The organism is Serratia sp. 25CWL12 (genome assembly GCF_055790885.1).
The window spans coordinates 696,251-721,347 of the sequence record NZ_CM147698.1; the positions used below are offsets into that span (position 1 = coordinate 696,251).

Annotated in this window: 22 protein-coding genes, 1 other RNA gene and 1 pseudogene; 18 read left to right on the forward strand and 6 right to left on the reverse strand. The window is 51.2% G+C overall.

Annotated elements, in window-relative coordinates; all coding sequences use genetic code 11:
* Nucleotides 1-6 precede the first annotated feature (6 nt).
* The 4 genes from pgk to argO all read left to right on the forward strand — a co-directional run bounded on the left by pgk (nt 7) and on the right by argO (nt 4,684).
* A complete protein-coding gene (gene pgk / locus ACX9GV_RS03060) occupies nt 7-1,170 on the forward strand; it encodes a phosphoglycerate kinase (protein ID WP_473197006.1) in 1,164 nt (387 codons plus the stop codon).
* A 163-nt stretch (nt 1,171-1,333) separates the two neighbouring features.
* Complete coding sequence (fbaA, locus tag ACX9GV_RS03065; RefSeq protein ID WP_023489748.1) at nt 1,334-2,413, forward strand: class II fructose-bisphosphate aldolase; 1,080 nt, start codon at nt 1,334-1,336, stop codon at nt 2,411-2,413.
* Nucleotides 2,414-2,988: 575 nt separating this feature from the next.
* On the forward strand, nt 2,989-3,804 hold the full coding sequence (gene mscS / locus ACX9GV_RS03070; RefSeq protein WP_023489747.1) for a small-conductance mechanosensitive channel MscS: 816 nt from the start codon (nt 2,989-2,991) through the stop codon (nt 3,802-3,804).
* Between the two features lie 274 nt (nt 3,805-4,078).
* The gene (gene argO, locus ACX9GV_RS03075) at nt 4,079-4,684 is read left to right on the forward strand and encodes an arginine exporter ArgO (RefSeq protein WP_473197007.1); all 606 of its coding nucleotides are present in this window, start codon (nt 4,079-4,081) and stop codon (nt 4,682-4,684) included.
* Between the two features lie 73 nt (nt 4,685-4,757).
* Here argO and ACX9GV_RS03080 read toward each other — a convergent pair whose 3' ends face one another.
* Nucleotides 4,758-5,651, reverse strand: a complete 894-nt coding sequence (locus ACX9GV_RS03080; RefSeq protein ID WP_023489745.1) for a LysR family transcriptional regulator ArgP — start codon at nt 5,649-5,651, stop codon at nt 4,758-4,760.
* Between the two features lie 184 nt (nt 5,652-5,835).
* Between ACX9GV_RS03080 and rpiA the strand changes: the two genes are divergently transcribed.
* Nucleotides 5,836-6,492, forward strand: a complete 657-nt coding sequence (gene rpiA / locus ACX9GV_RS03085) for a ribose-5-phosphate isomerase RpiA (RefSeq protein ID WP_023489744.1) — start codon at nt 5,836-5,838, stop codon at nt 6,490-6,492.
* Between the two features lie 367 nt (nt 6,493-6,859).
* A complete protein-coding gene (gene serA / locus ACX9GV_RS03090) occupies nt 6,860-8,098 on the forward strand; it encodes a phosphoglycerate dehydrogenase (RefSeq protein WP_023489743.1) in 1,239 nt (412 codons plus the stop codon).
* Between the two features lie 79 nt (nt 8,099-8,177).
* On the opposite strand, the gene ACX9GV_RS03095 is transcribed toward serA, so the two are convergent.
* The 3 genes from ACX9GV_RS03095 to zapA all read right to left on the reverse strand — a co-directional run bounded on the left by ACX9GV_RS03095 (nt 8,178) and on the right by zapA (nt 9,405).
* Nucleotides 8,178-8,801 (reverse strand): 5-formyltetrahydrofolate cyclo-ligase, encoded by a 624-nt coding sequence (locus ACX9GV_RS03095; protein ID WP_473197008.1) that lies wholly within the window; start codon nt 8,799-8,801, stop codon nt 8,178-8,180.
* Nucleotides 8,802-8,835: 34 nt separating this feature from the next.
* Nucleotides 8,836-9,019: non-coding RNA, 6S RNA (gene ssrS, locus ACX9GV_RS03100), on the reverse strand.
* 56 nt (nt 9,020-9,075) lie between these two features.
* Nucleotides 9,076-9,405: a cell division protein ZapA gene (zapA, locus tag ACX9GV_RS03105; protein WP_023489741.1), complete on the reverse strand. Its 330-nt coding sequence runs from the start codon at nt 9,403-9,405 to the stop codon at nt 9,076-9,078.
* A gap of 233 nt (nt 9,406-9,638) precedes the next feature.
* Between zapA and ACX9GV_RS03110 the strand changes: the two genes are divergently transcribed.
* The 7 genes from ACX9GV_RS03110 to gcvP all read left to right on the forward strand — a co-directional run bounded on the left by ACX9GV_RS03110 (nt 9,639) and on the right by gcvP (nt 19,270).
* The gene (locus tag ACX9GV_RS03110) at nt 9,639-10,217 is read left to right on the forward strand and encodes a YecA/YgfB family protein (protein WP_473197009.1); all 579 of its coding nucleotides are present in this window, start codon (nt 9,639-9,641) and stop codon (nt 10,215-10,217) included.
* An 81-nt stretch (nt 10,218-10,298) separates the two neighbouring features.
* On the forward strand, nt 10,299-11,612 hold the full coding sequence (gene pepP / locus ACX9GV_RS03115; protein WP_473197968.1) for a Xaa-Pro aminopeptidase: 1,314 nt from the start codon (nt 10,299-10,301) through the stop codon (nt 11,610-11,612).
* 1 nt (nt 11,613) lies between these two features.
* Complete coding sequence (gene ubiH / locus ACX9GV_RS03120; protein WP_473197010.1) at nt 11,614-12,792, forward strand: 2-octaprenyl-6-methoxyphenyl hydroxylase; 1,179 nt, start codon at nt 11,614-11,616, stop codon at nt 12,790-12,792.
* 59 nt (nt 12,793-12,851) lie between these two features.
* On the forward strand, nt 12,852-14,078 hold the full coding sequence (ubiI, locus tag ACX9GV_RS03125) for an FAD-dependent 2-octaprenylphenol hydroxylase (protein WP_473197011.1): 1,227 nt from the start codon (nt 12,852-12,854) through the stop codon (nt 14,076-14,078).
* A gap of 425 nt (nt 14,079-14,503) precedes the next feature.
* On the forward strand, nt 14,504-15,601 hold the full coding sequence (gene gcvT / locus ACX9GV_RS03130; RefSeq protein ID WP_473197012.1) for a glycine cleavage system aminomethyltransferase GcvT: 1,098 nt from the start codon (nt 14,504-14,506) through the stop codon (nt 15,599-15,601).
* Nucleotides 15,602-15,626: 25 nt separating this feature from the next.
* Complete coding sequence (gene gcvH, locus ACX9GV_RS03135; RefSeq protein WP_023489735.1) at nt 15,627-16,013, forward strand: glycine cleavage system protein GcvH; 387 nt, start codon at nt 15,627-15,629, stop codon at nt 16,011-16,013.
* 377 nt (nt 16,014-16,390) lie between these two features.
* Nucleotides 16,391-19,270: an aminomethyl-transferring glycine dehydrogenase gene (gcvP, locus tag ACX9GV_RS03140; RefSeq protein WP_473197013.1), complete on the forward strand. Its 2,880-nt coding sequence runs from the start codon at nt 16,391-16,393 to the stop codon at nt 19,268-19,270.
* A gap of 73 nt (nt 19,271-19,343) precedes the next feature.
* Here the strand turns inward: gcvP and ACX9GV_RS03145 are convergent, their stop codons facing one another.
* Nucleotides 19,344-19,952 (reverse strand): HD domain-containing protein, encoded by a 609-nt coding sequence (locus tag ACX9GV_RS03145; protein WP_473197014.1) that lies wholly within the window; start codon nt 19,950-19,952, stop codon nt 19,344-19,346.
* Nucleotides 19,953-20,234: 282 nt separating this feature from the next.
* Here ACX9GV_RS03145 and trhA point away from each other — a divergent pair, with 282 nt between their 5' ends.
* Entirely contained in the window at nt 20,235-20,900 is a 666-nt protein-coding gene (gene trhA / locus ACX9GV_RS03150; protein WP_023491434.1) for a PAQR family membrane homeostasis protein TrhA, read from the forward strand.
* A 49-nt stretch (nt 20,901-20,949) separates the two neighbouring features.
* On the opposite strand, the gene ygfZ is transcribed toward trhA, so the two are convergent.
* On the reverse strand, nt 20,950-21,942 hold the full coding sequence (gene ygfZ / locus ACX9GV_RS03155; RefSeq protein ID WP_473197015.1) for a tRNA-modifying protein YgfZ: 993 nt from the start codon (nt 21,940-21,942) through the stop codon (nt 20,950-20,952).
* Nucleotides 21,943-22,258: 316 nt separating this feature from the next.
* On the opposite strand from ygfZ, the gene sdhE reads away from it, so the two are divergent.
* The 4 genes and pseudogenes from sdhE (at nt 22,259) to creC (ending at nt 25,037) form a co-directional block, all read left to right on the forward strand.
* On the forward strand, nt 22,259-22,525 hold the full coding sequence (gene sdhE / locus ACX9GV_RS03160) for an FAD assembly factor SdhE (protein WP_023491437.1): 267 nt from the start codon (nt 22,259-22,261) through the stop codon (nt 22,523-22,525).
* A complete protein-coding gene (locus tag ACX9GV_RS03165; protein ID WP_473197016.1) occupies nt 22,506-22,928 on the forward strand; it encodes a protein YgfX in 423 nt (140 codons plus the stop codon). Before sdhE ends, ACX9GV_RS03165 begins: the two co-directional genes overlap by 20 nt.
* A pseudogene (gene creB / locus ACX9GV_RS03170) lies at nt 22,928-23,622 on the forward strand (two-component system response regulator CreB). Before ACX9GV_RS03165 ends, creB begins: the two are co-directional and overlap by 1 nt.
* The gene (gene creC / locus ACX9GV_RS03175) at nt 23,619-25,037 is read left to right on the forward strand and encodes a two-component system sensor histidine kinase CreC (protein WP_473197017.1); all 1,419 of its coding nucleotides are present in this window, start codon (nt 23,619-23,621) and stop codon (nt 25,035-25,037) included. The pseudogene creB and the gene creC overlap by 4 nt, the downstream one beginning before the upstream one ends.
* The last annotated feature ends 60 nt before the right edge of the window (nt 25,038-25,097 follow it).

Here is a 25,097-nt window from a genome sequence, read left to right on the forward strand (position 1 = left end):
TTCACCATGTCTGTAATTAAGATGACCGATCTGGATCTGGCCGGTAAACGTGTTTTGATCCGTTCTGATCTCAACGTACCAGTGAAAGACGGTAAAGTGACGTCCGATGCACGTATCCGTGCCTCCCTGCCGACTATCGAAGCAGCACTCAAGCAAGGCGCGCGCGTGATGGTCACTTCCCACCTGGGGCGTCCTACCGAAGGTGAGTACAATGAAGAGTACTCTCTGCTGCCAGTGGTCAACTACCTGAAAGAGCATATGACATCACCAGTACGTCTGGCGAAGGATTATCTGGATGGTGTGGAAGTGGCTCCTGGGGAACTGGTGGTTCTGGAAAACGTCCGCTTCAATAAAGGCGAGAAGAAAGACGATGAAGCCCTGTCCAAGAAATATGCAGCGCTGTGCGACGTGTATGTGATGGACGCCTTTGGTACTGCACACCGTGCGCAGGCGTCTACCCATGGCGTGGGTAAGTTTGCTCCTATTGCTTGTGCTGGCCCGCTGTTGTCGGCAGAACTGGAAGCGCTAGGCAAAGCACTGGGCAACCCAGCACGCCCAATGGTGGCGATTGTCGGTGGTTCTAAAGTGTCTACCAAACTGACGGTGCTGGATTCCCTGTCCAGAATCGCTGATCAACTGATCGTCGGTGGTGGTATTGCCAACACCTTTGTGGCCGCTCAAGGGCACAATGTGGGTAAATCCCTGTATGAAGCTGATTTGATCCCTGAAGCGAAAAAGCTGCTGGAGACCTGTGATATTCCTGTTCCTACCGATGTGCGCGTAGCCACTGAGTTTTCTGAAACCGCTACCGCGACCCTGAAGTCAGCTAGTGATATCAAAGACGACGAGCAAATTCTGGATTTGGGGGATGTGTCTGCACAGCGTCTGGCCACGATCTTGAAAGATGCCAAAACCATTCTGTGGAATGGCCCGGTGGGCGTATTCGAGTTCCCTAACTTCCGTAAAGGGACCGAAATTGTTGCGCAGGCTATCGCCGATAGCGACGCTTTCTCTATTGCTGGTGGTGGCGACACACTTGCTGCGATCGATTTGTTCGGTATTGCTGACAAAATCTCCTATATTTCTACCGGTGGCGGTGCTTTCCTCGAGTTTGTGGAAGGCAAACAACTGCCAGCAGTAGTCATGCTGGAAGAGCGCGCCAAGAAGTAATTCAGGCATTAGCGGGGGGAGATTGGCCTCCCGCTTGTTTTATTCCCCACAGTTGCGATGACAGTTGCGATGCGGGGAATTTCATCCATCGCTACTTGCCCGCTTTCATGTTGTCACTTGAGAGCGTGACGGGTACACGGCCAACGAAATAGGGCGAAACCACATGTCTAAAATTTTTGATTTCGTAAAACCGGGTGTCATCTCAGGTGATGACGTTCAGAAAGTCTTTGCTATTGCCAAAGAGCACCATTTTGCACTGCCTGCAGTAAACTGTGTGGGGACTGACTCCATCAATGCCGTGCTGGAAACAGCCGCCAAAGTGCGCGCTCCAGTGATTGTTCAGTTCTCTAACGGTGGTGCTGCGTTTATCGCTGGTAAAGGCGTTAAAACCGATGTTCCGCAAGGTGCTGCTATTCTGGGTGCAATTTCTGGCGCTCATCATGTGCATCAGATGGCGGAGCATTATGGTGTGCCAGTGATCCTGCACACTGACCACTGTGCCAAGAAATTGCTGCCATGGTTGGATGCATTGCTGGATGCCGGTGAGAAGCACTTTGCCGCGACCGGTAAACCTCTGTTCTCTTCCCATATGATTGACCTGTCTGAAGAGTCACTGGAAGAAAACATCGAAATTTGCAGCAAGTACCTGGCGCGTATGGCGAAGATCGGTATGACGCTTGAAATCGAACTGGGTTGCACCGGTGGTGAAGAAGATGGTGTGGATAACAGCCATATGGATGCTTCTGCCCTGTACACTCAACCTAAAGATGTTGATTACGCTTACGAGAAACTGAACGCTATCAGCCCACGTTTCACCATTGCAGCCTCTTTTGGCAACGTACACGGTGTTTACAAGCCAGGTAACGTAAAACTGACCCCGACTATTCTGCGTGATTCCCAAGAGTATGTTTCCAAGAAACATAACCTGCCGCACAATACCTTGAACTTTGTGTTCCATGGTGGTTCAGGTTCTACTGCGGCTGAAATCAAAGAAGCCGTCAGCTACGGTGTAGTGAAAATGAACATCGATACCGATACCCAGTGGGCAACTTGGGAAGGTGTACTGAATTACTACAAAAAGAACGAAGCTTATTTGCAAGGCCAACTGGGTAACCCAGAAGGTGCCGACAAGCCAAACAAGAAATACTATGATCCGCGTGTATGGGTGCGTGCAGGCCAGACCACGATGATTACCCGTCTGGAATTGGCGTTCAAAGAGTTGAATGCTATCGACGTGCTGTAATATCTAGGCCATAGGCATTGATAACGAAAGGCTCCCATTGGGAGCCTTTCTATTTTTTAATTCAGTAATTCCATTTTTAATTCAGTAATCCCGCCCCGACATTAATTGATATATACCCAAGTTCAATCAAGTTGCAGGACAAACCGCTGTGCGTTTTGAACAGCACTTGCGCTGGCCCGCAGGGCGAAGCTCATGGATGAGGTTCATTAATCCCGATGAGTTTACTAGGGTAAGTGATTCGGGTGAGGGACAAATCCGCCTGGACAAATCGGTCAGGAATCGATTTGAATACCACTTTGCGGCAACCCGAAGGGTAAATTACAGGGAATTGATTTATAAAGGATTTTAACGTTGCTTGCAGCGGCCTTAGGGATGAGGCGAATAACCGCAGCCAACACCGCTACAGTTTGATTGGTGACGGGGATATACCCAACCTGCCAGAGAGTTTTCCCAGTACAGATTGGCATTGTAGCAAAAGGTTGGTTACCCTTAGGCGGTCGTTTTCATACTGTTGTTACTTCATTAGTCTATTTTGTGCATTTTTCCCCTCAGGGGCTTTGCAGTGGGACCTCAAAATGAAAGATTTTAATGTAATAGAAGATATTAATAAGGCCAGTAACTGGGTCGTGACCCATCAGGATTTACTACTGCAATATGTGGTGAATATTGTCGCGGCAATCATTATTCTTATTATTGGTTGGCTGGTTGCGCGTATCGTCAGTAATGCCTTGAGGCGTGTGATGAAACTGCGTGGTATTGATGATACCGTGGCGGGTTTTCTGGCGACGATGGCGCGTTATGCTATTTTGGCATTTACCCTGATTGCGGTGTTGGGGCGGGTGGGGGTGCAGACGACCTCGGTGATTGCGGTGTTAGGCGCCGCGGGTCTGGCTGTGGGTTTGGCATTGCAAGGCTCCCTTTCCAACTTTGCCGCAGGTGTGTTGCTGGTGGCTTTCCGCCCAATGCGCGCAGGTGAGTTTGTTGATCTTGGTGGGGTCGCTGGTACGGTAGATGAGGTACATATTTTTTCCACCACGTTGCGTACTGGCGACAATAAAATGATTGTGATACCGAACGGTAAAATCATTGCTGGCAATATTATCAACTTTTCCCGCGAGCAAGAGCGCCGCGTGGATATTATGGTGAGTGTGGCTTATCACGCTAATATCGACCTAGTGAAACAAGTGCTGGGGGAGGTGATCGCTGCCGATAAACGTATTATGCATGATAAAGGCGTCACCGTGCGCTTGAATGAAATAGCCCCAGCGGCACTCAATTTTGTTACCCGTAGTTGGACCAGTAGCGCTGAGTATTGGGATGTCTACCATGATTTGATAGAAAACTTTAAACGTCAGCTAGACGCTCACCATATTGGTGTAACCATGCCTTAAATGGGGGGCAGTTACAGCAGGTGAGCCAAGCAGGTGAACAATAGCTAGAAATGCTGTTGTTGATACTGAGCGTCATTAGGGGGGCGTTTATTCGCTCCCGTCACTGATGAGCAAGGCTGGGGATTGATTCGTTTGCTGCGTTACTTGGTCAAAGAGCGAGTATTAGCAATATTGATGGCTGATTAGAATTATCTATTTCTCCTAATGATTTTCTCTTCGTATGATGAGCGTATTGAACCACACAGACGCTATTTTTTATCTCCATTAGGAATCTATGTTAACCACTTATTTGCAGGGACTTATGCTGAGTGCCGCGATGATCTTGCCGCTGGGTCCACAAAATGTTTTTGTGATGAATCAGGGGATCCGCCGCCAGTATCATCTGATGATTGCCTCGTTATGTGCATTGAGTGACATTGCCTTAATCTGTGCGGGTATTTTCGGTGGTAGCGCGTTGCTAAGCCGCTCGCCAATGCTGTTAACCGTGGTGACCTGGGGTGGGGTGGCTTTCCTGTTGTGGTATGGCTGGGGGGCCTTCCGTGCGGCTTTCAGCCAGCACCTTGAACAGGTCGCCGCGCTAGAGATGCAACAGAGCCGCTGGCGTATTCTGGTCACGATGCTGGCAGTCACCTGGTTGAACCCCCATGTTTACCTCGATACCTTTGTGGTCCTCGGTAGTTTGGGGGGGCAACTGATGGAGGAGATGCGTTTATGGTTTGCCTTGGGGGCGGCCAGCGCTTCCATTCTCTGGTTCTTTGCTTTAGCCCTGCTAGCTGCGTGGTTGGCCCCCTGGTTGCAGACTCAAATGGCACAGCGTGTTATCAACCTGTTGGTGGGGGTGGTGATGTGGGGGATTGCTCTGCAACTGGCTTGGCATTAAAGCTATCGACACCCGTCGTCAATCGAACGGCAGGCAACCCTGGTTAGCATGACAACGAGTATAGCGATACGGCTTAGTCTTGCCTTAACACCTTATGCCCGTGGGACAGGATGGCATCGGTGACCTTACGCATCATACGGCTCTCTGGCGCAAACCGGTGCCAGAACAGCATCCGGCGTTGGAACAGGCCGGGTGTCAGATCGATTAATTCCCCATCTGCCAGCTCTCGCTCTATTTGCAGATGCGGGATCATACAGCAAGTGGTGCCTTGCCGTGCCAACTGCACAAAGGCCTCTGACGAGTTAACAATATGGCAAGGAACACTACCCGGTGAAAGGTCAAAATTTTGCTGGAGAAATGCCTGATGCATATCGTCGAGATGGTCGAAGGCCACCGCAGGGGCTTTTAATAGCGCAGTGCGGGTAACACCTTGAGGAAAGTAGCGCTCGGCAAACGGTTTTGATGCGACAAACAGGTAGTCAAGGGCACCCAGTCTGTCCACCAGGCAGCTTGGCAGCGGTTGTGGCTGGATACTGACCGCACCAACCACCTCTCCGCGCCGCAGGCGCTCCTGGGTTCGAGTTTCATCTTCAACCTGCAGGTTGAGGCGGATAGGGGAATCAGCCAGCACCGGTTTTAATGCCGGTAACAACCAGGTTGCCAGGCTGTCGGCGTTAACTGCCAACGACAGCAGTAACGGTGTATCAATACCGTTATCATTACCCAGCCACTCTTCTTCCAGCAATTCCACCTGGTGTAGCAAAGCCAGTAACTTCTGGCCCTGCTCAGTAGGGCGAGGCGGCACAGTACGCACCAACAAAGGTTGACCGAACAGGTTTTCCAACTGTTTGATGCGTTGGGATACTGCCGATTGGGTGATACACAGTTTTTGTGCCGCACGCTCAAAGCCGCGTTCACGGATCACCGCGTCCAGCGCTTGTAATGTCCTATAGTCTGGGCGTTTCATCGGAGAAATATCCCTTAAAATAAATTGAGTGAAAACGATCAATACGCTTGTTGTTGGCAACCAGAACCAACTTATGCATCGACAAATGTGCGGTAGCTTAAATAAGTCTCTTTTAGCCTAAGATGTAGATGAAGATTTACCTTATAATACGTATTCGTTTTCGTACATAGGCAATGAACAGATTATGACTCAGGATGAACTCAAAAAAGCGGTAGGTTGGGCTGCATTGGAGTACGTGAAACCAGGCACTATTGTGGGTGTCGGCACGGGTTCTACCGCAGCGCACTTTATTGATGCTCTTGGAACCATCAAACATCAAATCGAAGGGGCGGTATCCAGTTCAGATGATTCCACAGCCAAACTCAAGAGCCTGGGGATCACTGTTTATGATAGTAACGAAGTGGATTCGTTGGATATCTATGTTGATGGTGCGGATGAGATCAACCGTCATATGCAAATGATCAAAGGTGGGGGCGCCGCGCTGACCCGTGAGAAGGTCATTGCTGCCATGGCTCGCCAATTTATCTGCATTGTCGATGCCAGCAAACAGGTGGATGTTCTGGGGAAATTCCCGTTACCTGTGGAAGTGATCCCCATGGCGCGTTCTTATGTAGCGCGTGAATTGGTCAAGCTGGGGGGGCTGCCAGAATATCGTCAGCACGTGGTGACCGATAATGGCAACGTGATCCTTGATGTATACAATTTGAATATTCTTGATGCGGTTGCCTTGGAAAACAAGATCAATGGCATCGCCGGTGTAGTGACCGTGGGGCTGTTTGCCAACCGTGGCGCAGATATTGCGTTGGTGGGAACCGCGGATGGTGTGAAGGTCGTCAAGTAAGAGACTCTCGGCGGCGCAGTTGATTTACTGCGCCTGCTGATACCTGTCAGCCATTCAGGCTGCATCATTTTGCTATTAAATGATATTTTCTTAAATTCAGTTTTTTTGGTGATATATATCACATTCTAATAAGAAGCATTGCCGGGCTTCTGTCTAATGACTTCCTGATGGCATTTTCCACCAGAAACGAAAGCGATGACTGTACCTTGTGTAGGGCAGCAGGCAATCGTTTGGTCTTGCCCGACGTGTAATTTTTGTTATGTTGGTAGGCGTGCTGTTGGTTTCAAGCTGGAGACAGCCAGTCTGAATGGCGATGGATAGTGTTCCACAACAGCCACTTCTGAGGTCTGAACATAGGGTCGGGTAAATGGCAAAAGTATCATTGGAGAAAGACAAGATTAAGTTCTTGTTGGTTGAAGGGGTTCATCAAAGCACCGTAGATAACCTGCGTGCCGCTGGATATACCAATATTGAATACCACAAAGGTGCGTTAGACACTGAATCGCTTAAGGCATCGATCCGTGATGCGCACTTTATCGGTCTTCGTTCGCGCACTGAGTTGTCGGAAGAGGTGTTTGCTGCCGCAGAAAAACTGGTGGCTGTGGGTTGTTTCTGTATTGGTACCAATCAGGTTGATTTGAAAGCGGCCACCAAGCGTGGCATTCCGGTATTTAACGCACCGTTCTCCAATACGCGATCCGTGGCAGAAATGGTACTGGGGGAACTGTTGCTGATGCTGCGTGGTATCCCCAGCGCCAACGCCAAGGCCCACCGTGGTCAGTGGCAAAAACTGGCTGTCGGCTCCTATGAAGCACGTGGCAAGAAACTGGGTATCATCGGTTATGGTCATATCGGCACTCAGCTCGGCATACTGGCCGAAGGGCTGGGGATGCACGTGTTCTTTTACGACATCGAAAACAAGCTGCCATTAGGTAATGCTCATCAAGTCCGTCACCTGTCCGATTTGTTAAATATGAGCGATGTGGTGACACTGCATGTGCCAGAAACACCGTCCACCAAGAATATGATCGGTGAACAAGAGTTGGCATTGATGAAGCCAGGGGCGATTCTGATTAATGCCTCACGAGGGACGGTGGTAGATATTCCGGCGCTATGTCAGGCTTTGTCTAGCAATCATCTGGCGGGCGCGGCGATTGACGTGTTCCCGGAGGAGCCAGCCACCAATAGCGATCCTTTTGAATCACCATTGTGCCAATTTGACAATGTGCTGTTGACGCCACATATCGGTGGTTCAACCCAGGAAGCGCAAGAGAATATCGGTGATGAAGTGGCGGGCAAGCTGGCGAAGTACTCTGATAACGGTTCTACCTTGTCAGCGGTCAACTTCCCAGAGGTTTCGCTACCTTCCCATGCACCAAGCTCCAGCCGTTTACTGCATATCCATGAAAATCGCCCAGGGATCCTGACGCAGATTAACCAGATCTTCGCTGAAGAAGGGGTAAACATTGCCGCTCAGTATCTACAAACCAGCGCAGAGATCGGTTATGTGGTGATCGATATCGAAGCCACCACTGAGGATGCGGCGGTGGCCTTGCAGCGGATGAAAGCGATTGAAGGCACGATTCGCGCCCGTCTGTTGTTGTAGTTGGAATCAGTTATAACGAAAGATTAGTTGTAACAGGTTATCAGCGTAAATAAGAAGGCCGGAGTGATCCGGCTTTTTGTTATTCTTGGTGCCATGCCCAGCACTTGGTGGGGGTAATAATCTCCGGTAGCGCAATATCCCATGATTCCACGGGTAAGGCGCTAACCTGCTGGCAATTATGTGCCAGCCCGATAGGGTAAGGGCCACCACGTTGCCAATGCTGCAGGGTCCGATCGTAAAATCCGCCCCCCATCCCCAAACGCCCCCCTTGTGAGTCAAAGGCCACCAGTGGCGTTAAAACCACGGCTAACTGTGATAATGGCAACACATTACGTACATCCAGCGCCGGTTCCAAAATATGGAAGCGATTTTCAACCAGCACGGTTTGCTCGGTGTAATGCAGGAACAGCAGATTGCCAGGGCTGAATGGATGCAATACCGGCAGATAAACCTGCTTGCCCAGTTGCCATAACTGCTTAATCAGCGGGCCAGTATCCAACTCCCCATCAAACGAGAGATACAGAGCAAGATGTTGCGCGGCTTGAATACGCGGATGTTCGGTGACTCGAGTCACCAGTTGATTGGCATCACTTTGTTGCTGTTGGGGGGATAACGTGCGCCGCCGTTGGCGGATTTCATGACGAATGGCTTGCCGTTGCTGGGCAACTTGCGGTTGCTGAGTAGATTGTGCTTGGAGTGCCATAGTACCAGACCGGCAAAAAATATGATGAAGGTGAAGGATCTCCGAGATGCCGCCGCAGGCTGTAACCCTTGAACCCATGGTTCAAGGTGAACGCACCGTCGCAACCTTCAGGCTCCTCGGACGAACCGAGTATGCACACCGATCACAGAGCAATACATTCTATTGGTACTAAATATCGGCTCAGGGGACTGGCCCGCTGGCAAACATCTCAGAGAAATCTGTTAACTCATTGCCGAAGCCTTCAACTTCCACAATGATATTTATTCAACGCTATTTATTCGAACTGCGCACCCTGATGTTCAGTGATGCGACCTTGCTCAAGCAGTGCCTGTTCAATGGTCTGTTGCAGCATACGAATTCTTTGTTCCATATTGTTCGCATAATCACGAGTTTTCAAGCGTTCTTGTGTAAGTTCGTGACAAACATTCAATGCTGCGATAAATACAAGTTGTTCTGTATTTGTGACTCTAGTGCGAACTTTCAGATCTTGCAACCGTTGATTAAGATCCTCTGCGGCCATATTCAACGCATCTTGTTGTTCTGGCGGACAATTGACTCTTAACGAGCGGCCAAAAATTTGTATATCTACCGGTTGTGCAGACATGCCACCTTCCTGCCTAAATTTCGCGCCAACACTTTTTCGCGCAAACACTGGCCAACGATTGCCGCGCTATCAAAACGGGCGCCACTATATATACCACGGTACCAAGATACAACACTTTTTCAGTCACAGATGATAGCCACTGACTGAACTGAGATGTTGCGCTCAACTGGTGTACCAATGGGGCTTGGTGGTAGCATAACACGAACTTATCTTGCCAACGATGACCAATACGCATGTCTATACAGAATACAGTTCCAAGTTATCAATCTTTGACCGTCGTGCTCAACCAGCAAGCGGTGGCCTTAACCGCTGCAGAAATGCACGGCTTGATCAGCGGCCTGCTGTGCGGTGGCAACCAGGATGCCAGTTGGCGGACGCTGGTGTTTGATCTGACCAACGATGGGGAGGCTTTCCCGCAGGTGCTGAGCCAGCCATTGCAACAACTGCATGACGCCACCAAAGAAGCGCTGGAAGATGATGAGTTCATGTTCCAATTGATGATGCCTGAGGGGGAAACCGTCAGCGTATTTGAACGTGCTGATGCACTGGCGGGCTGGGTAAACCACTTTTTGCTGGGGCTGGGCATGATGCAGCCGAAGTTGGCACAAGTGAAAGATGAAGTGGGTGAAGCGATAGACGATCTGCGTAATATTGCCCAACTGGGTTATGACGAAGATGAAGATCAAGAAGCGTTGGAACAGTCACTGGAAGAAGTGATGGAGTATGTGCGAGTTGTCGCGTTACTTTGCCATACTGAATTTACTCGCCAGCAGCCGAATGCGGCGGAAAATCACAAGCCAACTTTGCATTAAACACCTGCGAGAGTGTTCGTGTAGAGAATACTCAGCCTGATCTAAGACAGGAACAGGATTAACCGATTTCAGGAGAAGATGATGACCCAACAAGAATTCCATAACCGCCGTCAGGCATTGTTGGCGAAAATGGCTCCAGCCAGTGCGGCAGTGATTTTTGCCGCTCCGGAAGTGGCGCGTAATGCAGATTCTGAGTATCCGTATCGCCAAAACAGTGATTTCTGGTATTTGACCGGTTTTAACGAACCTGAAGCGGTCCTGATCCTGGTGAAAAGTGATGAAACCCATAATCACAGTGTGCTGTTTAACCGGGTACGTGATTTGACCGCAGAGATCTGGTTTGGTCGCCGCTTGGGGCAAGACGCCGCCCCAGCCCGATTGGGGATTGATCGCGCATTGGCGTTCAGCGAGATCAACGAGCAACTGCATCTGCTGCTTAATGGTCTGGACGTGGTGTACCACGCCCCGGGGCAATATGCTTTTGCTGATGAGATTCTGTTTGCGGCGTTGGAGAAACTGAGAAAAGGTTTCCGCCAGAATCTGACGGCACCGGACACCTTAACGGACTATCGCCCATGGTTGCATGAAATGCGCCTGTTCAAATCAGCGGAAGAGTTAGCGGTGATGCGCCGTGCCGGTGAAATTAGTGCCCTGGCCCATACGCGTGCCATGCAAAAATGCCGCCCTGGTCTGTTCGAATATCAGTTGGAAGGGGAGATCCTGCATGAGTTTATCCGCCATGGCGCACGTTCCCCTTCTTATAACACCATCGTCGGTAGCGGTGACAACGCTTGCATTCTGCATTACACCGAAAATGAGAGTGAAATGCGTGATGGTGATTTGGTGTTGATTGATGCAGGTTGTGAGTACCGTGGTTATGCCGGCGATATCACCCGCACTTTTCCGGTAAATGGTAAATTCAGCCAACCTCAGCGTGAGCTTTATGACATCGTACTGGCCTCGATTAATAAGGCACTGGCGCTGTTTAAACCAGGCATCAGCATCCGCGAAGTGACTGATGAGGTGGTACGTATCATGATAGTTGGGCTGGTTGATCTGGGGATACTCCAGGGTGACATTGAACAACTGATTACTGAGCAGGCACACCGCCCATTCTTTATGCATGGCCTGAGCCACTGGTTAGGGCTGGATGTGCATGATGTAGGGCATTATGGCTCACCGAACCGTGATCGTGTGCTGGAACCTGGCATGGTGCTAACGATTGAACCCGGTTTGTATATCGCGCCTGATGCGGATGTACCAGCGCAATATCGCGGTATCGGTATTCGTATTGAAGATGACATTCTGATCACCAAAACGGGTAATGAGAACCTCACCGCCAGCGTGGTGAAAGAGGTTGATGCGATTGAAGCCTTGATGGCGGCGGCGCGTTGATATGAGTGTCATCATTGTGGGTGGTGGCATGGCAGGTGCCACGTTGGCACTGGCGATTTCCTCCCTGACGCAGGGTAAACTGGCGGTCTCTCTGGTTGAGGCAAATCAGCCGGATGAGGGTGGCCACCCTGGGTTTGATGCCCGGGCTATCGCTCTGGCGCAGGGAACTTGCCAACAATTGGCGCGGATTGGTCTTTGGCAGGCGTTAAGTGATTGTGCCACCGCCATCACCCATGTGCATGTGAGTGACCGTGGACATGCCGGTTTTGTTAATCTGAATGCTCGGGACTACCAACTGGACGCCCTCGGGCAGGTTATCGAACTGTTTGATGCCGGGCAGCGGCTGTTTGCGTTACTGGCCAAAGCGCCCGGTGTTACGGTGCATTGCCCGGCTAAAGTGGTTGATGTGCGGCGTACTGCTGAGTACGCAGAGGTTGAGTTAGATAATGGGCAACACCTGAAAGGGCAACTGCTGGTGGCGGCGGATGGTTCGGCTTCCCCATTGGCCCAAGCCTGTCATATTCAATGGCAACAACAGGATTACCCGCAGTTCGCCACGATTGCCAATATCACCACTTCCGAGCATCCACAAGGTCGAGCGTTTGAACGCTTTACCCGTCATGGCCCGCTGGCGTTATTGCCCATGTCTCACGGGCGCTGTTCTTTGGTTTGGTGCCACGCACGGGAAAACCGCCAGCAGGTGGATAGCTGGAGCGAGGAACAGTTTCTCAGTGAATTACAACAAGCGTTTGGTTGGCGCTTGGGCAAGATGTTGCAGGCGGGTAAGCGCCATAGCTATCCTCTTCGCCTGCTGAAGGCTAACCAGCACGTGAGCCACCGTTTGGCATTGGTGGGTAATGCTGCCCAGACGTTACATCCTATTGCTGGGCAAGGGTTTAATCTGGGGCTACGTGACGTGATGTCGTTGGCAGAAACCTTGGCAGAAGCGGCGCAAACCGGAGAGGACGTTGGGGCTTACCCATTATTAAGCCGTTATCAGCAACGGCGGCAGGGTGATCAGCAGGCCACTATTGGTGTTACTGATGGATTAGTACGGTTATTTGCCAACAACTATGCGCCGCTGGTTGCTGGGCGTAATCTGGGGTTGATGGTGATGGAACAGTTACCTGCAGCACGCCATGCTTTTGCCAAACGCACGTTGGGCTGGGTGGCGCGTTAAATTTCCCCTTTTCTGTGTTACGGGCAAGGGCTTAAGTTAGATGAAGGAATTGAGGCAGCATGCAATCATTTGATGTGATTATTGTTGGTGGCGGTATGGTGGGTTTGGCGCTGGCCTGTGGTTTGCAGGGCAGCGGTTTGCGCGTGGCGGTGCTGGAACAGCAATCACCACAACACTCACTACAACACGCACCGTTGTCAGAACGTCCGGCGCTACGGGTTTCTGCCATCAATGCTGCCAGTGAACGCTTGTTGCAACGGCTTGGTGCCTGGGACGAGATCATCAACCGGCGCGCCAGTGCCTATAACGCCATGGAAGTCTGGGAACGTGACAGTTTCGGCAAGATCGCTTTCCGCGGCGATGAATATGGCTTCAACCATTTAGGGCATATTATTGAAAATGATGTGATCCAGCAGGCGTTGTGGAACCGGGCTCAAACCTTGGCGGATGTAACGCTGCTGGCACCGGCGGTATTGAAGCAGGTGGCTTGGGGCGAGAACGAGGCTTTTGTCACCCTGGAAGATGGCCGCATGTTGAGTGCTCGTTTGCTGGTCGGGGCAGATGGTGCCCATTCCTGGCTGCGTCAACATGCTGATATTCCATTGACCTTTTGGGATTATCGCCACAGTGCGTTGGTCGCCACCATCGCTACCGAACAGCCCCATTTGGCTACCGCGCGTCAGGTATTTCATGGTGACGGTATTCTGGCATTCTTGCCATTTAACGATGCGCATTTAAGTTCGATTGTCTGGTCAGTGGCACCGGAAGAGGCAGAGCGGCTGAAGCAGTTAGAACCGCAAGCCTTTAACCGTGAATTGGCGATGGCTTTTGATATGCGCTTAGGCCATTGTCAGTTACAGAGTGAACGCTTGACCTTCCCTCTTACTGGGCGTTATGCCCGTAGCTTTGCCAGTCATCGTCTGGCGTTGATGGGGGATGCGGCTCATACCGTACATCCTCTGGCGGGTCAGGGGGTGAATTTGGGCTTTATGGATGCGGCAGAACTGATCTCTGAACTTAAGCGTCTGCATCGTCAAGGTAAAGATATCGGTCAGCATCTCTATCTGCGCCGTTATGAGCGCCGCCGTAAGCACGGTGCCGCGATGATGCTGGCCAGTATGCAGGGTTTTCGTGAATTGTTTGCGGGCAACAATCCAGCGAAGAAATTGCTGCGTGATGTAGGTTTAAGATTGGCAGATAGCCTGCCCGGTGTGAAACCCAAGCTGATTCGTCAGGCGATGGGGCTTAATGATTTGCCGGAGTGGTTGGCAGAGCCCGGTCATTAATTCAACTCCCAGGGGCGAATCGACTCGCCCTGATACTCTCCCTTCATTTGAGAAATTCTAATTTCAAGCCGATTTCATCATTACTTTTTCTAATGTTACTGTTGGCGGGTAAAAACGCTCATTCTCCAGATTTGACGAAGTTTGTTATATAACTTTGCCATTTTGCTGCTTTAATTGTTTGTTTTGTAGATTAAGTCGTGTTTTCCCAGTGAAAAAAACTGCATGCTAGTACCTGCCATTGACTGCTGATAAGTCTATTTTAACTTATGGTTAATCGGCGAGTTCGGTGATAACGTCACAGCAAAGGCATCGTTTGCGTCGTTGACTATTCGGCGCGGGTGAGTGTTAAGCAGCACACAATCAGCCCCCATCTTATTTGCGTAGCAACAGCCGGACTGCGGCTACTGGAGCGGAAAGAGGAAGAAATGGCAAAGCAAACCCCCCTGTATGACCAACATGTGGCTTGTGGTGCGCGCATGGTCGACTTTCATGGCTGGATGATGCCGCTGCATTATGGCTCCCAGATTGATGAACACCATACCGTGCGCCAAGATGCTGGTATGTTTGACGTTTCCCATATGACCATTGTCGATCTTCATGGTGCCCGTACCCGCGAGTTTCTGCGTTACCTATTAGCGAATGATGTCGCCAAACTCACCCAATCAGGCAAAGCCTTGTATAGCGGTATGCTGACTGCTTCCGGCGGGGTGATTGATGACCTGATTGTCTATTTCTTTACTGAAGAGTACTTCCGCCTGGTGGTGAACTCCGCCACCCGCGAGAAGGATCTGGCCTGGATTGAACAACATGCCGCCGCCTACCAGGTTGAGCTGACGGTGCGTGATGATCTGGCGCTGATTGCGGTACAGGGCCCCCAGGCTAAACAACGTGCGGCCACCCTGTTTACGCCAGAACAACAACAGGCGGTGGCGGGTATGAAGCCCTTTTTCGGTGTGCAGGTGGGGGATTTATTTATTGCTACCACCGGTTATACCGGTGAAGCGGGCTATGAAATTGCCCTACCTAAAGAACAAGCAGTTGATTTCTGGCTGAAATTGCTAGCCGCAGGGGTGAAGCCGGCTGGGTTGGGGGCTCGTGATACATTGCGCCTGGAAGCGGGCATGAATCTCTACGGTCAGGAAATGGACGAAGGCGTTTCACCGCTGGCGGCTAATATGGGGTGGACGATTGCCTGGGAACCACAGGATCGCCAGTTTATTGGTCGCGAGGCGTTGGAGCAGCAGCGAGAAAACGGCACTGAACAACTGGTCGGTTTGATCATGACCGAAAAAGGTGTATTACGTAATGAGTTACCGGTGCATTTTACCGATGCGCAGGGGCAGCCGCAGGTTGGGGTGATCACCAGTGGATCCTTTTCGCCGACCTTGGGCTTCAGTATTGCATTGGCGCGTGTGCCTGCCGGTATTGGCGAACAGGCTATCGTGCAGATTCGTAACCGTGAAATGCCCGTCGTGATAACGAAACCGGGTTTTGTACGCGCTGGTAAATCATTGATCAATTAGTTCTTATTAAAGGAGAAGTAGGCCAATGAGTAATGTGCCAACAGAGCTGAAATATGCCGCATCTCATGAGTGGGTGCGTGACGAAGGTAATGGCGAATACCTGGTGGGGATTACTGAACACGCTCAAGAACTGCTGGGCGATATGGTATTTGTTGATCTGCCGGAAATCGGCACTGCGGTTTCCGCGGGTGATGAGTGCGCTGTTGCGGAATCGGTCAAGGCCGCGTCTGATATCTATGCTCCCATCAGCGGTGAAATTATTGCCGTCAATAATGAGCTGGAAAGTTCACCTGATCTGGTTAACAGCGAACCCTATGCTGATGGTTGGTTGTTCCGCATCAAGGCTTCTGATGAGGCTGAGCTAGACATGTTGCTGGATGCTGATGCGTATTTGGCTTCCATTGACGAATAATCAGTCGCTACTCACGTTCATTCGAGCTACAGCGGCTTGAATGAACGTGGGTAGATACCCGTCACCAATGAAACTGCAGCGGTGTTGGCTACGCTCGTTCGCCCGAATCACTTACCCATGTAAGCTCATCGGGACTCTCTCGTTTGCCGCCTACCTGCAACTCCATTGAACTTGGGTATCGTTTCCGTCTTGATTGTACGGGTTGCCGAGAGTGATGTTAGCCACTGGGCAGCCCGTTTACCGCCTGATGACAACGGGTAATCTACTGAGTAGGTAACGTGCTTGCCTATGACGTAATAGAACCTATGACGTGATAGTCAGCGTTGTGCAGTTCGGGCGATATCCCATACCCTGCAAGTATCCAGGAATTCGTAGCAATGACTCAGACACTCAGCCAACTTGAACACAGCGAAGCGTTTATTGAGCGCCATATCGGCTCTTCTGCCGAGCAACAACAGCAGATGCTGGCAGCGGTGGGGGCAGGTTCGCTCAACGCGTTGATCCAACAGATTGTCCCGGTGGACATCCAACTGCCCGGGCCACCGCCAGTGGGCGAGGCGGCTACTGAACATCAGGCGTTGGCGGAACTAAAAGCCATTGCCTCACTGAATCAGTGCTACAAATCCTATATCGGTATGGGTTACAGCGCAGTGCTGATGCCACCGGTGATCCAGCGCAATATGCTGGAAAACCCAGGCTGGTACACCGCTTATACCCCGTATCAACCGGAAGTGTCACAAGGCCGTCTTGAGGCATTGCTGAATTTCCAGACCTTGACCCTTGATCTGACCGGGTTGGATCTGGCCTCCGCTTCCTTGCTTGATGAGGCGACAGCAGCCGCTGAAGCGATGGCATTGGCCAAACGTGCCAGCAAATTGAAAGAGGCTAACCGTTTCTTTGTTGCTGATGACGTTCACCCGCAAACGCTCGATGTGGTTCGTACCCGTGCGAAAACCTTTGGTTTTGAGGTTATTGTCGACAAGCCGGCGAAAGTGCTGGAGTTGCAAGGTGTGTTTGGTGTGCTGTTGCAACAGATGGGCACCACCGGTGAACTGCATGACTACAGTGCGTTACTGGCAGAATTAAAACAACGCAAGATTATTACCAGCATGGCGGCAGACATTATGGCGCTGGTATTGCTGGTAGCTCCGGGCAAACAGGGGGCCGATGTGGTCTTTGGCTCCTCACAACGCTTTGGTGTCCCGATGGGCTATGGTGGCCCCCATGCGGCGTTCTTTGCTTGCCGTGACGAGTTCAAACGTTCAATGCCCGGGCGTATCATTGGCGTTTCTCGCGATGCAGCAGGTAATACTGCGTTACGTATGGCGATGCAAACCCGCGAGCAACATATCCGCCGTGAAAAGGCCAATTCCAATATCTGTACCTCACAGGTGTTGCTGGCCAACATTGCTAGCTTGTATGCGGTGTACCATGGGCCGCAGGGCTTGCGGCGTATCGCTTTGCGCATTCATCGCCTGACGGATATTCTGGCAGCAGGGCTGCAACAAGCGGGTTTATCTCTGCGTCACAATACCTGGTTCGATACCCTGACCGTGGAAGTGAAAGACAAGTCAGCGGTATTGGCGCGTGCGCTGAGCTTTGGTATTAATCTGCGTACTGATATTCATGGTGCGCTGGGGATCTCGTTGGATGAGGCCACTTGCCGTGAAGATATTCAGGCGCTGTTTTCAGTATTGATAGGTGATAATCACGGCCTGGATATTGATGCGTTAGATGCGCAGGTCAGCCAAGAGAGCCAGTCGATCCCGGCTGCATTGTTGCGTAAAGATCCGATCCTCACCCATCCGGTATTCAATCGCTATCACAGCGAAACCGAGATGATGCGTTATATGCATCGCTTGGAAAACAAAGATTTGGCGCTGAATCAGGCGATGATTCCGCTGGGCTCCTGCACCATGAAGTTGAACGCTGCCGCAGAGATGATCCCCATCACTTGGCCAGAGTTTTCAGACCTGCACCCATTCTGCCCGCCGGAGCAGGCCGCTGGCTATCAACTGATGATTGGCCAGCTTTCCCAATGGTTGGTTCAGTTAACCGGTTATGATGCGGTATGCATGCAGCCTAATTCTGGGGCCCAGGGGGAGTATGCGGGCTTGCTGGCTATTCGCCGTTATCATGAAAGCCGTAATGAAACCGACCGTAATATCTGTTTGATCCCGAGTTCAGCCCATGGTACCAACCCGGCGTCAGCCCAGATGGCGGGCATGAGTGTGGTGGTGGTCGCCTGTGACAAGAACGGGAATATCGACTTGCATGATCTGCGGTTGAAAGCAGAACAGGCAGGTGAAGCCCTTTCCTGCATTATGGTCACCTATCCCTCCACCCATGGTGTTTATGAAGAGACCATCCGTGAAGTGTGCCAGATAGTGCATCAGTTCGGCGGCCAGGTGTATCTGGATGGCGCCAATATGAATGCGCAGGTGGGGATCACCACGCCGGGCTATATCGGTGCCGATGTTTCCCATCTTAACTTGCATAAAACCTTCAGCATTCCCCATGGCGGTGGTGGCCCAGGTATGGGGCCGATTGGCGTGAAGGCACACTTGGCCCCCTTTGTGCCAGGGCACAGTGTGGTACAGATTGATGGCGTGACCACGCAGCAGAGCGCGGTTTCTGCGGCGCCGTTTGGCAGTGCTTCCATTCTGCCAATCAGTTGGATGTATATCCGCATGATGGGAGCAGAAGGGCTCAAGCAGGCTAGCCAAGTGGCGATCCTCAATGCCAACTATATTGCCACCCGTTTGAAAGGGGCATACCCGGTGTTGTATACCGGTCGTGATGGCCGCGTAGCTCACGAATGTATTTTGGATATTCGCCCGTTAAAAGAGGAAACCGGCATCAGTGAGATGGATATTGCCAAGCGTCTGATTGATTATGGGTTCCATGCCCCTACCATGTCATTCCCGGTGGCAGGCACGTTGATGGTGGAACCGACCGAATCGGAAAGTAAAGTGGAGCTGGACCGTTTTATTGATGCCATGCTGGCTATTCGTCACGAAATTGATCGGGTACATCGCGGTGAATGGCCACTGGATGATAATCCTTTGGTTAATGCCCCGCATATTCAAGCTGAACTGGTCAGCGACTGGCAACATGCTTATAGCCGTGAACTGGCGGTGTTCCCGGTTGCAGGGGTGCGTGAGAACAAATATTGGCCGAGCGTCAAGCGCCTGGATGATGTTTATGGGGATCGTAATCTGTTCTGTTCTTGTGTGCCGATGGAAGAATATCTGTAGGATGATTTGTGGCCCGAAGACTCGGGCCTGACATTATCGCAGGGAAGGGGGCCTCGGCCCTCTTCCGTTATGGCTATTTCAACCAACCTTTGCGCTGAGCCTCCTGCAGATGGTGCAGTAAGTGTTGCCATAGCTCCGGGTGAATATCGCCAATCACGCCATTACGCTCTAACACCTGACTGAGACTGACGTTATTTTCTATCCAGCTCTGGCCTTGATTATGCAGGTTCATCAGCATGGGCATTGCGCGATCCAGCATGAACGCAAAACGTGCATCGGCGCTGCTGCCCTCTTCATATTCTTGCCATAAAGCAGTGAACTGTTCACGCTGCGGTTCAGGTAGCAGGCCGAAGAGCCGTTTCGCTGCTGCGACCTCTTGATCATGGATCTCCGCCCGGGCACTCAGGTCATAGACGAAGACATCCCCCGCATCGATTTCAACAATATCATGCAGCAATGCCATCTGGATCACGCGCTGAATATCCACCTCTTTACTGGCATAAGGTGCCAGGCTGAATGCCGCAACCGCAAAGTGCCAGCTATGTTCAGCGGAGTTTTCCTGGCGCTGCGTACCCAGCACCTTGGTACGGCGCTGAACGCTTTTTAGTTTATCGATCTCCATCAGGAACTGAATAACTTGTGTCATGGAACCAAAATTTAATACTGGCACAGCAGATGACATGGTACGGACCTCGAGGTGGGCAAAAAAGGGAATATCCAAGTAGCTGCTCATCTGCAACTTGAATGAGCTCGGGTATAAAAAACCCGCTGATTGTAGCTGAATGAACTATAGATTTCGATGTTGACCCGGTGTTACATGCGTTCACAGTTTATTTGAGCGTACACGTGTACACTGGAATCATTGTTGGTTAAGCTGATCTGTAGTGATTTTGCACAATTTATTCCGCTAGCAGCTCACATTCTGTGGCTGCATGGATGCGGATTTCAAGGAGCGATGGAGATAATGGTTGAAGTAAAAAACGAGGTGAGTAAACAGCCTGCCAAAACTTACCCATGGGCTGAAGAGATCGCTAACAGCGTTAGTCATGGCATTGGTTTGGTTTTTGGTATTGTCGGGTTGGTTTTACTGCTGATACAGGCAGTGGGGAGTGGTGCCGATGCAATAGCGATCACCAGTTATAGCCTGTATGGCGGCAGTATGATCCTGCTGTTTTTAGCTTCCACGCTGTATCATGCCATTCCGCATCAACGGGCCAAGCACTGGCTGAAAAAGTTTGACCACTGTGCGATTTACCTGCTGATTGCTGGTACTTATACACCGTTCTTGCTGGTGGGGCTGGATTCGCCCCTGGCGCGGGGGCTGATGGCGGTAATCTGGGGCTTAGCGCTGCTGGGGGTGATTTTTAAACTGGCGTTTGCGCACCGGTTTGAAGTGTTATCGTTGGTGACTTATCTCACTATGGGCTGGTTGTCGCTGATTGTGATCTATCAATTAGCCACCCGCTTAGCCGTTGGCGGCGTCACTTTGCTGGCAGTGGGTGGGGTGGTGTATACACTCGGGGTGATTTTCTATGCCTCCAAGCGTTTTCGCTTTGGTCACGCGATTTGGCACGGTTTTGTCCTTGGTGGTAGCGTCTGCCATTTTCTGGCGATCTATTTATATGTTTAATCTTCTCAGATAGCCCCAGGCAACATGCTGTTCGTCTGGGGCGATGCTTTTACTGCCCTTCTGCCAGTGAATAGGGCAGTGGCTTGATGCTCAGCTGACTCTCGGCATCGCCACGCACCCGCAGTTCGCTGTCAGCCGCCAGATCGTTATTCATCACCACTTGAACCCAGAGCGCGCCATCAGCCTGATGGCTCGCCGCCAGCACGGTGCCGGTACGCCGCCAGTTGTCACCCAGCTTCAGTTCCAGCTCGTCACCCGCTTGCGGAGCAGCGTTGCCGGTGCCTGCCAACCAATACATGGCGCGTTTATTGGCACCACGGAACTTGGCGCGAGCCACCATTTCCTGCCCGGTGTAACACCCTTTACTAAAACTGATGCCCGCCAGTGCCTGCAGATTGGTGGCTTGGGGGATCAGTTGCCCACTGTTTGGCGCATCAATCACTGGGTAACCGGCTTCAATATCCAGTAGCAACCATTGGCGACTATCGTTTAATTCAGCCTGCCCACTCAATTGTGTGGTGATCTGGTTGGCGAACTCAGCGGTGGTGATTAACATAAAGCGCTCTGCGGGCAGCGCAAAATGCAATAACGTGGTATCCCCGTCTTGCACCACTTGATGCTCAGCATCAGGTAAAGTCGCAAAAATAGTCGCCAAAGTGGCACGTGCCTCAGCGCCCGCCACACCGAGCAATACCGCTTGATCGTCAGCAGCGATGGTCACTTTGGAAAAGACAGCGTATTTTTTGATTTCCGCCAGTTGGCTTTCCAGCACACTGCGACGTTCAAGATAAGCGAAACCTTCACCACGGTGAAATAAACGCAGGTTGCTCCACATTTTGCCTTTGGCATCACAATGGCCACAAAGAACATGTTGGTCGGCCGCTAATTTGCTGATATCCGCCGTCACCTGCCCTTGCAGGTATTTCACCGTATCGGGGCCATTGAGCTGCACCAGCACCCAATCTTCCAATGAGATCAGCGCCAGTGGCAGATGGATGGAGGCACAAGGTGGATGGGAGGGAAAAGGCATGTTGGGCGTCATAATCACTTCCTGCTGCGTATTGATACTTTCTGTCCGTTAATAGGCGAATTGTCAGAGGGTTGTAGCTGACATGAGTTTAGGTATAGCTTACCTGAAGGATGAATACCATGGTAAAAGAGATGGCGGGCTTTGCAAACAGTTATTATGGCGTAGGGTTTTTTAAGATTTTTCTCATTGTTTGGCAAATACCCTTTCCGCAAAGTGTGTCAAATTGTTACTCTATGCCATCTTAGCGCAATTTGGGGCGATACCCACATTGCTGCAATACTGTTTGAATGATGACGGGCATAGCTGATAAGAGGTGAGTGATAACAGCATGGATATTAACAATAAAGCACGCATTCACTGGGCTTGCCGCCGTGGTATGCGCGAGTTGGATCTCTCAATCATGCCGTTTTTTGAGTATGAATACGACACGCTGAATGATAAAGACAAAGCGCTGTTCATCCGTCTGCTTGAGTGCGATGACCCGGATTTGTTGAATTGGCTAATGAATAATGGCGCTCCGCAGGATCAAGAACTGCAGAGAATGGTTTCACTGATTCAGACGCGAAATAAAGACCGTGGCTTTGTGGCGATGTAATGTCCGGGTTTCCTGGCGAACCCAATGCTTTTCACTGTTAATGCATGGTGCATTGATTTTATTGATATTGATCTCACCTTGGCCAGTAAATTATAGCCTGATCTGGCTGGTGTTGGTGACCTTGGTGGTGTTTGAATGTATCCGCAGCCAGAAGCGTATTGCCTCAAGAAAAGGAGAGTTGCGCTTGCTGGCAGAACGCAGGATTGAGTGGCAAGGAGAGGAATGGCTGATCGTGAAAAAAGCCTGGATGCTGAGGTTCGGGGTTTTACTCTCACTGCAGCAGGCCAATGGTAAGAAACGCTGTAAGCTATGGTTGGCCTCAGATGCCTTAAGTCATGGGGAGTGGCGTCATCTGTACCAACAGCTGTTATACCCGCAAGTGACGTTTGACGAGGATAAGTAATGAAACCACTGCTCTGGTTGGTAGAGGACGAACCCAGCATTGCAGATACCTTGATCTACACCCTGGAGAGTGAAGGTTTTCAGGTACGTTGGTTTGACCGTGGTGAGCCTGCATTACAGGCTTTGCCGCAAGGCGTACCGGCACTGGCTATTCTTGATGTGGGGTTGCCTGATATCAATGGTTTTGAACTTTGCCGTCGCTTGCTGGCGCAGGCAGAGGATTTACCTATTCTATTTCTTACCGCACGCAGTGATGAGCTCGATCGCCTAATCGGTTTGGAAATTGGTGCGGATGACTATGTTGCTAAACCTTTTTCCCCCGCGAGGTTAGCGCACGGGTGCGTACTATTTTGCGGCGGCTGCAAAAGCAGCAGCGCCTGCAACAGCCAACACACTATCATTTTGGCGCTTTTACTCTGGATGAAGAAGGGGCCTTGATCTGTTATCACCAACAGCCCTTACAGTTAACCCGCTATGAATTCTTATTATTGAAAACCTTGCTGTTGGCCCCGGGGCGGGTGTTTTCACGCCAGCAATTGATGGATATCGTTTGGGCTCAGGCAGAAGAGAGCCTGGATCGTACTGTCGATACCCATATCAAAACGTTGCGCGCCAAATTGCGTGCTATTGATGCCGGGGAGCCGCCGATCCATACCCATCGGGGTTTAGGTTACAGCGTGAGCCGTCAGCCATGAGGATTGGCCTGCACTTACTATTGGGCTATTTTCTGATTGTGGCGATAGCGGGTTACTTTGTCCTGAGCATTTTTGTCCAGGAGGTGAAGCCCGGCGTGCGGCGCGCTACTGAAGGCACCCTGGTGGATACCGCCAATCTGCTGGCGCAAGTGGCCCGTTTGGATATGAAACGCGGCGATGTGGCCCAGGGCCAATTAGCACAAGCTCTTGGCCAGCTTAATCAGAGGCCGATTGGCGCGAATATTGCCGGTATTCGTAAAGATCGTAATGAATATCGTGTCTATCTTACTGACGTGCGCGGCAAGGTTATTTTTGACTCGCAAGGTCTGGCGCTGGGGCAAGACTATTCCCGCTGGAATGATGTCTATTTGACATTACGTGGTCAATACGGTGCGCGCAGTACACGCACCATCGCGGATGATGAAAACAGCTCAGTGATGTATGTGGCGGCCCCGGTGATAGAACAAGGGCAGATTATCGGGGTGCTCAGTGTCGGTAAACCCAATAGCGCCATGGTGCCAGTGATCCGCCGTAGTGAGCGGCGTATTTTATTGGCGGGGGCGATGTTACTGGGGATTGCCTTGGCGATTGGCCTCGGGTTCGTCTGGTGGATCAACCGTTCAATTAACCGCCTGGTGCGTTATGCCAATGGGGTGGCGAAGAGCGAGGCGGTTTCACTACCCAGAATGGGCAGTGTTGAATTGGCCCAGTTGGCGCGGGCTCTAGAAAGTATGCGTATCAAACTTGAGGGTAAAGCCTATATTGAACAGTATGTGCATACCCTGACGCATGAATTGAAAAGCCCGCTGGCGGCGATCCGTGGTGCAGCGGAGTTGTTGCAGGAGTTACCACCGCCAGAGACCGCAAAACGTTTCCTCACCAACATTGAACAGCAGAGTGCGCGCATCCAACAACTGGTGGATAAATTGCTGGTTCAGGCACGCTTGGAAAGCCGCCCCGGTTTGGAGTTGGCTCCTGTGGCATTGGTGCCATTAGTGCAACAAGTACTGGCTACTAAGGAAGCACCGGCGGCGCAGCGCGGTATTACTATCACCGTGGGGGCGTTACCTGAGGTAACGGTGACTGGGGATGCGTTCCTGCTCGGGCAAGCGTTAAGCAACCTGTTGGATAATGCCTTGGATTTCACCCCGGCGGGTGGCTCTATCAGCGTTGACGGGGTGCGTTTGGAACAGCAGTATCAACTGACGATTAGCGATACTGGCAGCGGTATTCCTGATTATGCCCTCGATAAAGTTTTTGAACGCTTCTACTCCCTGGCCCGCGCCGATAAACCCAAAAGTAGTGGTCTGGGGCTTAACTTTGTGCAAGAAGTAGCGCGTTTGCACCATGGCAGTATCCGTTTGCACAATCTACAACCCTCCGGTGTTGCCGCAATTTTCACTTTAATGATCTAACTTCACCTGCTCTTCACATAACCACATTCTGATTTCACTTGCCGGTTTTATTGTTGCGTC

Bases quoted from the DNA above. Each gene is read 5' to 3' on its own strand.
- ACX9GV_RS03145 (WP_473197014.1), bottom strand. From the start codon at position 19,952: ATGTCATCTGCTGTGCCAGTATTAAATTTTGGTTCCATGACACAAGTT.
- ubiH (WP_473197010.1), top strand. From the start codon at position 11,614: ATGAGTGTCATCATTGTGGGTGGTGGCATGGCAGGTGCCACGTTGGCA.
- gcvT (WP_473197012.1), top strand. From the start codon at position 14,504: ATGGCAAAGCAAACCCCCCTGTATGACCAACATGTGGCTTGTGGTGCG.
- ygfZ (WP_473197015.1), bottom strand. From the start codon at position 21,942: ATGACGCCCAACATGCCTTTTCCCTCCCATCCACCTTGTGCCTCCATC.
- pgk (WP_473197006.1), top strand. From the start codon at position 7: ATGTCTGTAATTAAGATGACCGATCTGGATCTGGCCGGTAAACGTGTT.
- ACX9GV_RS03095 (WP_473197008.1), bottom strand. From the start codon at position 8,801: ATGGCACTCCAAGCACAATCTACTCAGCAACCGCAAGTTGCCCAGCAA.
- zapA (WP_023489741.1), bottom strand. From the start codon at position 9,405: ATGTCTGCACAACCGGTAGATATACAAATTTTTGGCCGCTCGTTAAGA.
- mscS (WP_023489747.1), top strand. From the start codon at position 2,989: ATGAAAGATTTTAATGTAATAGAAGATATTAATAAGGCCAGTAACTGG.
- rpiA (WP_023489744.1), top strand. From the start codon at position 5,836: ATGACTCAGGATGAACTCAAAAAAGCGGTAGGTTGGGCTGCATTGGAG.
- argO (WP_473197007.1), top strand. From the start codon at position 4,079: ATGTTAACCACTTATTTGCAGGGACTTATGCTGAGTGCCGCGATGATC.
- sdhE (WP_023491437.1), top strand. From the start codon at position 22,259: ATGGATATTAACAATAAAGCACGCATTCACTGGGCTTGCCGCCGTGGT.
- gcvP (WP_473197013.1), top strand. From the start codon at position 16,391: ATGACTCAGACACTCAGCCAACTTGAACACAGCGAAGCGTTTATTGAG.
- ACX9GV_RS03110 (WP_473197009.1), top strand. From the start codon at position 9,639: ATGTCTATACAGAATACAGTTCCAAGTTATCAATCTTTGACCGTCGTG.
- serA (WP_023489743.1), top strand. From the start codon at position 6,860: ATGGCAAAAGTATCATTGGAGAAAGACAAGATTAAGTTCTTGTTGGTT.
- pepP (WP_473197968.1), top strand. From the start codon at position 10,299: ATGACCCAACAAGAATTCCATAACCGCCGTCAGGCATTGTTGGCGAAA.
- fbaA (WP_023489748.1), top strand. From the start codon at position 1,334: ATGTCTAAAATTTTTGATTTCGTAAAACCGGGTGTCATCTCAGGTGAT.
- ACX9GV_RS03080 (WP_023489745.1), bottom strand. From the start codon at position 5,651: ATGAAACGCCCAGACTATAGGACATTACAAGCGCTGGACGCGGTGATC.
- ubiI (WP_473197011.1), top strand. From the start codon at position 12,852: ATGCAATCATTTGATGTGATTATTGTTGGTGGCGGTATGGTGGGTTTG.
- trhA (WP_023491434.1), top strand. From the start codon at position 20,235: ATGGTTGAAGTAAAAAACGAGGTGAGTAAACAGCCTGCCAAAACTTAC.
- gcvH (WP_023489735.1), top strand. From the start codon at position 15,627: ATGAGTAATGTGCCAACAGAGCTGAAATATGCCGCATCTCATGAGTGG.
- creC (WP_473197017.1), top strand. From the start codon at position 23,619: ATGAGGATTGGCCTGCACTTACTATTGGGCTATTTTCTGATTGTGGCG.